We start from the raw sequence: 12005 nt of genomic DNA on the forward strand, positions 1-12005 counted from the left end.
GTGAACTATCAGGCTATCGCGTAGTCGCTGAGCGGGAATCTCTCCTGCTCCTTGACCGCCTGACGGATGGACGTCGGCCGGAACAGCGGCGCCTCGCCGGAGCTGTTGAACCAGTAGGACCGCGAGTTCGTGCAGTCGCCGAGCCGGAACACCGAATCGTCGAGCAGAGTCAGCATGCGCTCGAGGAAACGGGCGTTGGCCTCCTCGGTGACCTCGAAGGTGCGGCCACCCCGGCGCTGCAGCTCGCCGAAGAGCCGCTTCATGTGGCGCATCTGGTACTCGACGGTGTCGAACCAGGACATGCCCACCCACGCGTACGGGCTGGCCTGGGTCACCAAGTTCGGGAACTGCGGCACCGTCATACCCTCGTAGGCCTGGAACCTGTTCTCGCGCCACCACTTCCCCAGATCACGGCCGTCCCGGCCGATCACCTCGATGGCGGGCAGGTTCGACTCCCACACATCGAACCCGGTGGCCAGCACCAACGTGTCGATGACGCGCTTGGTGCCGTCCCTGCCGACGATGCCGTCCGGTTCGATGTGGTCGATGCCGCCGGTCTCCAGGTGCACATGGGGTTTGGTGAACGTGCGGTAATAGACGTTCGACAGCGTGGGTCGCTTGCACCCGAAGTCGTAATCCGGTGTCAGCTTGCGTCGCAAATCCTTGTCGCGGATGGCCAGGAACCGGTGCAGCGCCCCGATCTTGGCGGCCGCGGTGTTGATCGGTCGCAGCTGACGGAACTTCCACATCGCCAGCGTGGTCATGATGTCCATGAACATGTCGCTGGAGAGCCGCACAAAACGTTGCGTCGCAGGGAATTTCGCGAAGATCCGCTGTGTCCGGGGACCGAACGACAGGTCGAACTTCGGCATCACCCAGATCGGTGTGCGCTGGTACACCGTCAGGTCGGCGACATCCTCGGCCAGCTTCGGGATGAGCTGCACGCCGGTCGAGCCGGTGCCGATGATCGCGGCCCGCTTGCCCCGCAGCGAATAGTCGTCGTCCCATTCCTGGGCGTGCAGCACCGTCCCGGCGAACGTGTCGATGCCGGGGATGTCCGGCTTCTTCGGCTGACACAGATAACCGGTCGCCAGCACCAGGAACTGCGACCGCAGGGTCTGACCGCCGGTCAACGACACCACCCATTCCTGGGCCTCGTCGTCCCAGCGGGCGCCGTCGACGACGGTGTTGAACCGCATGTACCGGCGCAGGTCGTACTTGTCGGCGACGTGCTCGGCGTAGGTCTTGAGTTCCGAGCCCGGCGCATACAGCCGCGACCAGTACGGGTTCGGTTCGAACCAGTACGAATAGGTGGTGGACGGGACGTCAACCGTCAGGCCTGGATAACGGTTGACGTGCCACGTCCCACCCAAGTCGTCCTCGCGGTCGAGGATCGCGATGTTGCGGTAACCCAGCTGGTTCAGCTGGATCGCCGCACCCATCCCGCCGAATCCTGCCCCGACGATGACGGCGTCAAACTGCTCCGTGCTCACTCCGGCGATACTACGTTCAACGCTTCAGGCTTTCCTATTCGCCTGAATCAGAGCCGCCGCTGCTCGCGCCGGCGCTCTCCTTGTTCGAGTCGGCGCCCGACGTGGACTCGTTCGAGGAGTCGGCAGTGTCGGTCTTGCGGTGCTTACCGCCGGTCGACGGCTTCTCGGAGTCCTCGGACACCGCGCCCTTGTCCTGGTCCTCGTCCGCGGCATCGGATTCGGCGTCGGACTCGGTCTCGGTGGGATCGCCCGCCTCGTCCTTACCCTCGTCAACCCCGGTGTCGGGCTTGGTCTCGGCCGGGGTTCCGGTCTCGGTCTTGCCCTCGTCCTCGGCCGCCGGCGTCTCGTCGGTGACCTCGTCGGCGGGCTGCTCCTGGCCGGCCTCGTCGCCGGACTTCTCGTCGACCGGGGCCGCTTCCTCCTCCTGCGGGGCGAGCTTGAACTTCTGGAGCAGGTCGTTGACCGCGGTGTTCACCACGCTGTCCTGCTCGGTGCCCTCCTCCGAGGCGGTGCCCTCGTCGGCGGCCTCGGTGGAGGAGGCCAGCAGCGCGGTGTCCTCGGCGCCCTCGGTGCTCTGAACGCCCTGCTCCTCAGCGTTCTCCGGCGCATCGCTGAACGGCGTCGGGTCCCCGGGGTTCTCCGGGTCGCACGACGGGCACAGCAGCTTGACGAACGGCTTGATGAACGGGGTCACCAGCGTGTACGGGTAGCCCTTCCACAGGAAGCTGCCCGGTACGAACGGGTTGAAGTCCAGCCACAGCGCCTTGCCGAAGCGGACCACCGATTCCACCACCTCGGTGAACGTGATCGGCTCGGGACGGTTCTGCTCCGGCGGCGCGAACAGGTAGTTCAGCGTGTTGTACACCGGATCCCACGGGTTGAGCTGGACGGCCTCGCCGGACCACGGCACCGGGGCGCCCGTCTGGCCCGGGATCTCCTCGCCCGCAGCGCCCTCTTCCTCGCTGACGGGATTGTTCAGCTCGGGGAACTTGTAACCGTTGACCAGGTCCCAGATCGGGGCCAGGAACATCTTGCTCAGGATGGAGTTCGCGTCTTTGCAGGTGGGCGGCGCGGTGCCGGTGCAGCCGGCGTCCATCGGCAGGTTGGCCTTGGCCCACCACGACACGTGCTCGCCGAGCGCGTTCGACAGCGGCTTGAACGGGATCAGCAGGTTGGTGACCGCGGTGATCTTCGGCGGGTCGGCCGGGTCGTAGCCGAGCACGTTGGTGGGCGTGTAGACCCACCAGCTGCCGGTCACCTCGAGTGCGTGCGACAGGTCGTTGAGCCCGTCGAGGTAGGCCCGCGGCACGCTGATCAGCGCGTTGAACAGGTTCGGCAGCACGTTCTGCCACGCCGCGTTCTCCAGATTCGGCGCGGTGATCGGGGTGTACGACTGATCCTTCTCGATGTCACAGCCGTCGGTGTTGTAGCCCGAGCAGGCCTCGCCCGGGCCGGTCGGGATCGCCGCGGCGACCGGCTGCACCGGGTTGGCGTCGTCCTCGTCGTCCGACTCGCCGATGACCTCGGCGTCCGCCAGGTAGTCCCGCTTGTAGGCCTTGTCGATGATCGCCCGCAGCGGTGCTTCCAGCTGGTCGGCCAGCGCGCCCATCCCCCAGGTGCGCAGCCCCGCCAGCAGCGGCAGTTGGGCGGTGGGGATGAAGACGTAGGTGGTGTTGCCCTCGGTCCAGACATAGTTGCCCGGCGCGTTGAGGTCGGCCTCGGAGTACTTCATGTGCACGTTGCCGAACGCCGAGATGGCGTTGGCCAGCGCGAGCAGGTTGAACGGGTTGTCCGGGAAGTCGGCGATCGGGTCGTACTCCCGCGCCACGTCGGTCACCGAGAACGGGGTGTCGGTGGGGGTCATCAGCGAGTCGCGGTAGAACCAGCCGTTGATGCCGCCGTACTTTCGCCCGCCGTTGCCGACGAGCAGGACCGACAGTTCCTCGGGCGAGATCGCGGTGGAGTCGGCGTTGTCCTCCAGCCACTTGGAGACCACACGTGCGCCGCCGCTGAACCCGTAGGCGACCTTGTTGCCCTCGGTGTTGTTCAGCGCGAAGTTCATCGTCTTGACGTTCTCGGCCAGCCCCGGCTCGAACGTCCCGAGCGGCATCACGTACTGGTAGTACACCTCGCGGCACTCGCGCTCCAGCTCGCAGATGATCCCGCCGAAGTTGGTCGGTGTGGACCACGGGGTCGGACCGGTGTGCAGGACGGTGGCCGGACCGGGGGGCAGCTCGACGGCCGCAGCGGCGGCCGTGGGCAGCGGTCCGGCAACGGTGAGCGGCAGCATCATGAACGGCAGAGCCGCCGTCAGCGCCGTCTTCGTCGCTCGATTCACTAACGTCCCTTTCCTGAGGTGCAGATGATCCCGCCCGGAAAGGGCGGGATCACGCAGTTGGCATCGTGCGGGGACGCGCGCCGACCAATACGCCCCCGGTGCCCTCACAAAACGGCGCCACCTGGGCAATCACCGGCGACGCACGTCGCGTGTGACCGGCCCCCGGGGGCGTCGATCTGTCAAAGCTGCACGGTAGGCACGATCCCTGACGAAGGGAGAATACCCCAAAGGTCTCGATTTGGTAGACGGATCAGCAAACCCTCCTCCAGCGCTGCCGCGGTTGCGCGGCCGGCAGCCAGATTCGCGGCGTTTGTGCCGGCGGCGAGGCGGCCTGGCGGCACCATGTTCTTCATGCGGAAACGCCCCCTGGACCGACGTCGCAGAGGCCGTATTGCAGGGCTGCGGGCAGGCTTGCTGAACACCGCGACGCGCTTCTCCGGCCGGCTCGCGGAGCGTGGACCGGCGTGTCGCGCCGCGGTCGGAGCCGGTGCGCCGCGCATCTGGGGGCCGCACCGGCTCTGCCGCCCCGCCCGCTCGGGACGCCCGCAAATAGGTTGTCCGGCAACATTTTTGATCACACATCGGAGGGTGGCGGGGGTTCGCGCCCCGGAATGGCCGCTTCCCGGCAGCGCCGCGACCGCCAGGAGCATGCTCTACGGAGTGTCCGGCGGCGGGCCCCACCGATATGCCGCAGCCCGCGCGGCCACCCCGTCGAGGGTCCCCGGCGCCGGACGTCGGGACGGTCGATGCACGCTGCGCGCCGTGGCCGGACGCCGCGGCCCACAGCGGGCGAGGGTCCGCCGGGCCGTTTGCTGACGCCGGCGTCATTATGGGTGTGGCAATCGCGGGGCAGGCGGGCGGCAAAGCCGGTGTCTACAGTCCGCGGTCGCGCAGCCAGGTGTCGATGCGGCCGGCGACATCCCTCCACCCGGCCTCGAGCATCATGTTGTGCCCCATCGCCGGGAAGAAGTGCGCGTCGGTACCGTACGCCGCGGCGGTCGCCCGCACTTCGTCCCGGGTCACCGCGCCGTCCTCGGCGGCGCCGAGAACGAGCACCGGGGCGTGCACCCGGTCCGGACGTGGCCGCTTCACCAGACCGTCGAGCCCCATCCGGGCGCTCTCCTCCTGCAGGCGTCCCGCGTAGTGGCACACGACGGATTCCGGCGTGTTCGGGGAGAAGAACCGCTCTCTGGCCAGCGCGGGTGTGCTGACATAGGGCAGTGATCTTCCGGTCACCGTCAGCTTGGCGAAATGCCACGGGTGACTTTTGATCCACCGCAGCCCGGACCGCAGCGAACCTGTCGGGGGCATGGACGCCATCAACACCGCGGCCGGCGCGTCGCGGCTCTCCAGGTATTTCTGGACCAGCACCCCGCCCATCGAATGTCCGACGATGACCGGACGCGTCGGCAACGTGTCCGCGGCGGCGGTGATGTCGGCGATGAAATCCTCGAAGGTCAGATCCTTGAGCTTCTTGTCGGTGCCGCTGCCGCCGTGCCCGCGCAGGCTCACCGCGAGCGCCCGGTAGCCCCGTCCGGCGAAGAAGTCCAGGAAGTGCTCGTCCCAGCACCACGCCGCGTGCCAGGCCCCGTGGACGAACAGCAGTGGGACCGGGTGAGATTCGCTGACCGATCCCTTGTCGATTACCTCCAGCATCGCGCTCAGCGTATACGGCGGCCTGGGTACTATCGCCGCCCATGAGCCTTGCCCAGCCCAGTCCAGGCACCACCGTCGTGATCACCGGCGCTTCGTCGGGAATCGGCGAACACATCGCCCGTGGGTTGGCCCGGCGGGGCCACCACCTCACGCTGATCGCGCGACGACGTGACCGGCTCGACGCGCTGGCCGACGAATTGCGAAGTGTCCGTTCGATTTCGGTGGAGTTGTTACCGCTGGATCTGAACGCCGAATCCGGCCGCGCCGAGGCGGTGGAGCGGCTGCGCGCCGGGTCGGTGGCGGGGCTGGTGAACAGCGCGGGGTTCGGCACCAACGGGCTGCTCCAGCACCTCCCCCCGGAGCGGGAACGCGACCAGGTGATCGTCAACGTCCTCGCGCTGACCGAGCTCACCCACGCCGCGCTGCCCGAGATGATCCGGCGCGGTAGTGGAGCGGTACTCAACATCGGCTCGATCGCCGGTTTTCAACCGCTCCCCGGCGCCGCGGTGTACTCGGCGACCAAGGCCTACGTGCAGACGTTCTCCGAGGCCGTGCACGAAGGTCTGCACGGCACCGGCGTGTCCTGCTCCGCGCTGTGCCCCGGACCGGTCCCGACCGAATGGTGGGAGATCGCCGGCGAACGACCGCCGGGCGGCAAGGTTGCGGTCTCGGTCGAGGACGTCGCCGAAGCCGGTATCGCGGCGATGCGCGAGGGCAAGCGCCTCGTCGTGCCCGGGCTGATGCCGAAACTGACCGGACTCGGCGGGCGTTTCACCCCGCGCGCACTGCTGCTGCCCGCGCTGCGGAAAGCCGCAGCGCGCCGCGGTTAGTCGTCCCCGCGGTTAATCCTCAGAACCCGAGTCGCCGGCGTCCTTGGTGTCCTTGGTGTCGGTGTCTTCGGGGGCGTCCTTCTCGGCCTCCACCTTGTCCTTGATGGACTGCACCGACGCTGAGTCGTCCCCCTCGTCGAGGCGGTGCTTGCCGGCGCCTTCGTCGGAGTCGTCGGCGCCCTCGGCCTCGTCGACCGGTTCTTCGGCCGGCTCCTCCGCGGGCTCCTCGGCCGGTTCCTCGCCGGCACCCTCCGCGGGCTCCTCGCCGGCGTCCCCGGCAGCCGAATCCTCGGCGCCTGCGGCCTGGAACTTCTTCAGCAGGCTGGTGACGGCCGCGGACTCGGGATCGGTCTGCTGCTCGTCCGGCTCCGGAGTGGCCCCCTGCGGCTGCAGCGCGGGATCGGCGCCGGAGCCCGACTCGTCGGAGTCACCGTCCGACTGGGCCGCATCGCCTGTCACGTCTTCCGGAAGCGGCGGATGCGGCTCGTAATTCTCGCCCAGCCACGGGTTGTCGTACAGGTTGTCCAGATCGCAGCTCTTGCAGAACAGCGGCGCCAGCGCCTTGGCCACCACGGCCAGCAGCCCGTTGCGCGGATTGAAGATGCTGCTGTTCTGGACGAACGGGTTGAAAGCGTCGAACAGGGACTTGGCGAGCTTGAGGGGCACCCGGATGAAATCGGACAGCGGCACGCTGGCCACCGGCTTCGGCGGGGTGGTCAGCCACTCCCAGGAGTTCTTGAACGGACCCCACGGTTCCAGCTTCACGGTGGTGCCGGCCCACGGCACGATCGAGCCGTCGAACGGGTTGGTCGAGCCCTGCTCACCCGCTTCGGGGAACGTGTAACCCTCGTACAGCTGCGACACCGGGACCTTGAACATGCCGGCGAGCAGCATGCTCATGTCGGGGCATGCCCCGGGCGTGCCGGCGCAGCCGGAGTTCATCGGCAGGTTGGCCTGCGCCCACACGCTCATCTGCTCACCGAGCACCGACGAGAACGGCTGGAACGGCATCAGCACGTCGATGAACGCCTTGAGCTTCGGCGGATCCCACTCGTCGAAGCCGAACACGTTGGTGGGCCCCCACACCTGCCAGCTGCCGGTGCCGATCATCGCGTCGGCCAGCCGGTCCATCGCCTGGATCTCCCATGCCGGGATGCTCAACAACGCGTTGAACAGATTGCCCGGGATGTAGAGCAGCGAGGAGTCGCCGAACACCGCACTGTTGGTCACCGCGACATCCGAGGCCCCCGTGTCGGTGCACAGCGCCGACGTGGGCTCGCTGTCGCAGATGTTGCTCGCCGCCGCGGTCAGAGCGACGTACCGATCGGTCGCGCGTTCGGCGATCACCTGCGGTGCGATCGGAGTGACGGAAATGACGCTGGCCCCCACCAGCGCCACGCCCGCCGTGATGTATGGCTTAACGGCAGCAGGCATGACGCCCCCTTCGAAGTCTGTGAAAATGCTGTCCCCCAACGGCAAGGAACGTAACCGACCAGCAACCGCATTGTCTAGCAAAGTGCAAACACCGCGTGTCGAACCGCAAATCGTGACGGCTACGTCAATACGTTCAGTGCGTTTTCGTCCGATTCGGCCCGAACCAGGCCCGATTGCCGTAGCGGTCCAGATGGACAACTTCGTCGACGGGTCTACGCGTGGTAGGACCGTATCGGCCCCGGGGCCAACCCAGCGGGACCACGGCGCACGGCGTTACTTCCGTAGGCAATTTCAGTACCCGGCGCGCCGACGTCAGACTCCACAGCGGCAACGTGATCAGCGACGCGCCCAGCCCCATCGACCGCGCTGCCAGCAACAAATTCTGCACGCTGGGGTAGATCGAGCCGAAGAACGCCGACGCCGCCGCATGCGGCATCGGCACATACGGCACCTTGCCGTCGCGGGCGGACAGCCGCAGGCACGCGATGACCAGCACCGGAATCTCATGGAAGTGCTCGAGCTGCCATTCGATGGCCCGCACGCTCTTGGCCATCTCCTCGTCATAGGATGCGATGTCGCGGATCGAGGTGCGGTGGAACACCCGCCACGCCAGCCGGTAGCGGCGCTGCAGCTTGCGCTTGATCTTGGGATCCTTGACCACGACGAATTCCCAATTCTGCCCGTTGGCGCCGGTGGGCGCCCGCAGCGCCAGCTCCAGGCACTTCAGCACGATCTCGTCGTCGACCGGATCCGGCAGCACCCGGCGGATCGCCCGCTGGGTCATCATCGCCTCGACCAACGGCATGTCCAGCCGGGCCAGCGCCTCGGCCGTGGTCGGAATCGGTTCCGGCACGCTCAGGCCCTCCCGTGGATCCACTCGGCGGTGAACAGCTGCATCTGCGGCACCTCCCTGCCGATCAGGTCGGCGACGTAGCGTTCGATGCGTCCGCCGACCACCGGGATCCGGACCTCGAGGGTGCCGCTGACCCGCAGGCTCGATCCCGCCGCGACCGGCGCGAGCACCATCGTGCCCGAGCCCGAACTGGGCACCCCGCGTGCGGTGATGGTGAAGTCGCCCTGCGCGCGCCCGTCGACGGCCGGCCGCCACGTCTCGGTCCGCATGATCTTGGTGTCACCGGGCAGCATCCGCGCGATCGCGCCGGGCAGCATGTCCTGGCGCAGATCCTGGGTGGTGCGCACCACCACGGTGCCGCCGGCATCGGCGTCCAGCGCATCCAGGTGCATCGAGTCGCCGCCGTAGGCGGCCAGCCGGGCCAGCCAGTAGTCGCGTTCGGCGAACGCCGCCAGCACGTCGGCGACCCCGGCGGCAGCCTCGGTCGTCACGTCGAAGGAACGGGGCACGGCCTCAGTTCCCCCGCGCTTGCTTGCCGAACGCCTTGTCGGCGACACGGGCCGCGAAGCGCCGCGACTCCTCCAGATGCTCGTCGTTGATGTTGGTGGGGGGCAGTTTCACACCCAGGTAGCGGTCCTTGTACTCCCCCGACCCCAGATAACTCGTCAGCGACAGCATCGACGGCAGTTCCCCGCCCGGGTAGGTGAAGTGGATGCCGTCGACGTAGCGGCCGCCCTTGCTCTCGGCGAGCTTTCGCACCCCTGCGAGGTTCTTGCGCCACTTGCGCCGGCACACCACGAACACCGCGAACCGCTTGCCGTCCAGCAGATTCCGCGCCTCGTGTGACTTCAGGAACGATCGCAGCGGCATCGACACCGTGTCCCACCAGGTCGGCGAACCGATGCAGATCAGGTCGTAGTCGTTGCGCCGCACCGCGTCGGGGGTGCGGATGTCGCCGGTGCGCTGCAGCGTCTGCGCAGGCAGCATGCCGAAGAACTCCGGCCACACCCGGTGCATCGGGAACCGGGAGAATCGCTGCGCGTAGCGCGGGTCGGTGAATTCGATCGGCGCCTCGGTCACCTCGTATCCCCGGTCGCGGAACACGTCGGCGGCGGCGTCGAGAACCTTCTTGGACTGTCCCGTGTAGCTGTAGTAGAGCATCAGCACCCGCGGCGGACCCGATTGAGTCACGGTCGGCCCATCCTCTCGTCATCATCGTCGACCCGACGTGCCACGCCGGGCCCTTTGCGAATAGCCTCACACACGTGAGCAACAAAGTTCCGGTCGACCTCACTGGCCCGGCGAAGACCATGCTGTCGACCCTGTACCTGAAGGCCCTCGACGCCGACTTCGACCGCCCCATCCTGGGCGACCGGTTCGCCAAGGCCGCGATCGACAAGCTCGACTTCGATTGGCGTGAACTGGAGATCACCCCGAAGTGGGCTCCGCTGTTCACGGTCCGCACCGCGCTCTACGACCGCTGGGTCCGCGAGTTCATCACCGCCCACCCCGAGTGCACCGTCGTACACCTCGGCTGCGGCCTGGACTGCCGCGTGTTCCGCGTCGACCCCGGACCCGACGTCCGTTGGTACGACGTGGATTTCCCCGAGGTGATCGCGCTGCGCGAGCAGATCTACCCCAGCCGGCCCAACTACCAGCTCATCGCGACCCCGGCGACCGAGCCGAACTGGCTCGACGAGATCCCGGCCGACCGGCCCACGCTGCTGATCGCCGAGGGCATCAGCATGTACCTGACCGAGGACGAGGGCATCGCGCTGCTGCGCCGCTTCATCGACCGCTTCGGCGTCGGCGAACTGCAGATCGACTTCTTCAACTGGCTGGCCATCAAATCGCAGAAGACGCAGTCGCTGGTGCGCACCTCCGGTTCGGTGCTGTACTGGGCGGTCAACGACCCGCAAGACATCCTCGGCAAGCTGCCCGACATCCGCTTGCTCGCCGCCACAACGTTTTTCGACGCCGAGACCTACGCCAAGACGGGTAAGGGGCTGCAGGCGGCCAAGCGTGCGGTGCGGGCGCTGCCGCCGCTGCGAAACGCACTGCAGTACCACCGCTACGCGTACGGGGACCCTACCCGGCAGGCCTGACCGGTCAGCCGGCACCGGAGCGCTTGGCCACGACGCCCCGAAGCTGCGTCTCGATCGCCGCGACGGACTTCTCACGGTCGGGGCCGTGCGAGTGGTATTCGATCATCAACTGCCCGTTGAAGATCTTGCTGGTGTAGATCTCGATGCCCGCGCCCACGGCGAAGTAGAACTCGCCGTGGCTGGCGGCCACCTCCATGTCCGGCGGGGTGCGCAGCGGGGGCACGATGCCGTTGTCGGTGAACATGACGACGTCGGGCAGGCCGGGCGGGTTGCCCACGTATTGCGGGCTGAAGTGCAGAAAGCTCTGCTGGATCACGCCTTCGGCGATGTCCTTCTTGTACGTGTCGTTGATGTCGCGGGCCAGCTCGGCGATGTCGGTGCCCGCCTCGATCTCGGCCAGATAGGTCGCGATGCCCACCGGGTTGGTGCTCTCGGTGGCCGACACCGGCGGTGACAACAGGTAGCGCAGGTCCACCGGGTACACGTACGGCACCGGGATGTTCGGGGTGTTGCGCACATTCCACTCGGCCATCAGCACGGCCGCCGACAGCAGGCTGTTCAGGCCCAGCTTGTTGGCCCGGCAGAACGCGATGATCTTCTCGGTGTCCTGTTCGGAGAGCGTGCAGTACGCCATCGGGACCAGTTGCGGCAGAACCGGATTGACCTCCGACGGGGCGCGCCGCGACGGCGGCAGGTCGTAGACGAACATCGCGGCCAGCAGCCGTTCCAGGCCGGAGCGGGTGCGCTTCTCCACGCCGCGGTTGGCCAGGATCACCTCCAGCGGTTCCGGCGCCGGGTGCACCTGGATCGGTTTGGCGGTGCCGGTGGTGACGAGGTCGGTGTAGGTGGAGAACAGTTCCTCGACGAGGCTGAACTGGTGGTGGCCGTCGGCCAGGCTGTGGTGGATGTACAGCGTCGGCTGAGCGACGCCGTCGCGGACGGTCAGGCGCAGATGCACCAGCGACACGGTCTGGTCGAACAGCAGCGGCGGCGCGGGCGCGTCGCCGGACAGTTCGACCACTTCGATGCCGGGGTGCATCAGGTCGTCGAGCACGATCTCCCACTTGCCGTCGGGCAGCTGCTCCAGATGCCCGCCGAGCACCGGATGGGCCTGCAGCAGCAGATCGAACGCGTCCGACAGCGCGTCGGCGTCCATCGGGCCTTTCACGTGCGCCGCCAGGCCGATGAAGTTGTGCGTCTCGGCGAACATCTCCTCGCTGCGCGCGAGCTTGCGGATACCCGATGAAGGAAACATCAGTGTCAGACTCCCGGGGTCAAGGTATCGGTCTCGGTGGG

General features: G+C 67.5%; 10 protein-coding genes. 2 read left to right on the plus strand and 8 right to left on the minus strand.

Annotation, left to right across the window (positions count from 1 at the left end; genetic code table 11):
* Nucleotides 1-8 precede the first annotated feature (8 nt).
* The 3 genes from ACTWP6_RS07820 to ACTWP6_RS07830 form a co-directional block, all read right to left on the minus strand.
* The gene (locus ACTWP6_RS07820) at nucleotides 9-1493 is read right to left on the minus strand and encodes a flavin-containing monooxygenase (protein ID WP_260752689.1); all 1485 of its coding nucleotides are present in this window, start codon (nucleotides 1491-1493) and stop codon (nucleotides 9-11) included.
* 34 nt (nucleotides 1494-1527) lie between these two features.
* Nucleotides 1528-3831, minus strand: coding sequence for a PE-PPE domain-containing protein (locus ACTWP6_RS07825; RefSeq protein WP_443187299.1), 2304 nt, complete (start codon nucleotides 3829-3831; stop codon nucleotides 1528-1530).
* Between the two features lie 873 nt (nucleotides 3832-4704).
* On the minus strand, nucleotides 4705-5487 hold the full coding sequence (locus ACTWP6_RS07830) for an alpha/beta hydrolase (RefSeq protein ID WP_260752687.1): 783 nt from the start codon (nucleotides 5485-5487) through the stop codon (nucleotides 4705-4707).
* A 41-nt stretch (nucleotides 5488-5528) separates the two neighbouring features.
* On the opposite strand from ACTWP6_RS07830, the gene ACTWP6_RS07835 reads away from it, so the two are divergent.
* Entirely contained in the window at nucleotides 5529-6317 is a 789-nt protein-coding gene (locus ACTWP6_RS07835) for an SDR family NAD(P)-dependent oxidoreductase (RefSeq protein WP_260752686.1), read from the plus strand.
* 12 nt (nucleotides 6318-6329) lie between these two features.
* Here the strand turns inward: ACTWP6_RS07835 and ACTWP6_RS07840 are convergent, their stop codons facing one another.
* The 4 genes from ACTWP6_RS07840 to ACTWP6_RS07855 form a co-directional block, all read right to left on the minus strand.
* The gene (locus tag ACTWP6_RS07840) at nucleotides 6330-7751 is read right to left on the minus strand and encodes a hypothetical protein (RefSeq protein WP_260752685.1); all 1422 of its coding nucleotides are present in this window, start codon (nucleotides 7749-7751) and stop codon (nucleotides 6330-6332) included.
* 133 nt (nucleotides 7752-7884) lie between these two features.
* Entirely contained in the window at nucleotides 7885-8604 is a 720-nt protein-coding gene (locus tag ACTWP6_RS07845) for a nitroreductase family protein (protein WP_260752684.1), read from the minus strand.
* Nucleotides 8605-8606: 2 nt separating this feature from the next.
* On the minus strand, nucleotides 8607-9113 hold the full coding sequence (locus ACTWP6_RS07850; protein ID WP_260752683.1) for a DUF2505 domain-containing protein: 507 nt from the start codon (nucleotides 9111-9113) through the stop codon (nucleotides 8607-8609).
* A 4-nt stretch (nucleotides 9114-9117) separates the two neighbouring features.
* Nucleotides 9118-9765: a flavodoxin family protein gene (locus ACTWP6_RS07855; protein ID WP_260758125.1), complete on the minus strand. Its 648-nt coding sequence runs from the start codon at nucleotides 9763-9765 to the stop codon at nucleotides 9118-9120.
* Nucleotides 9766-9869: 104 nt separating this feature from the next.
* Here ACTWP6_RS07855 and ACTWP6_RS07860 point away from each other — a divergent pair, with 104 nt between their 5' ends.
* Entirely contained in the window at nucleotides 9870-10709 is an 840-nt protein-coding gene (locus ACTWP6_RS07860) for a class I SAM-dependent methyltransferase (RefSeq protein WP_260752682.1), read from the plus strand.
* 4 nt (nucleotides 10710-10713) lie between these two features.
* Here ACTWP6_RS07860 and ACTWP6_RS07865 read toward each other — a convergent pair whose 3' ends face one another.
* Nucleotides 10714-11964: a phthiocerol/phthiodiolone dimycocerosyl transferase gene (locus tag ACTWP6_RS07865; protein ID WP_260752681.1), complete on the minus strand. Its 1251-nt coding sequence runs from the start codon at nucleotides 11962-11964 to the stop codon at nucleotides 10714-10716.
* Nucleotides 11965-12005: the final 41 nt, after the last annotated feature.

Origin of the sequence: Mycobacterium sp. 4D054 (assembly GCF_052245755.1) — a bacterium.
Classification (GTDB): Bacteria; Actinomycetota; Actinomycetes; order Mycobacteriales; family Mycobacteriaceae; genus Mycobacterium.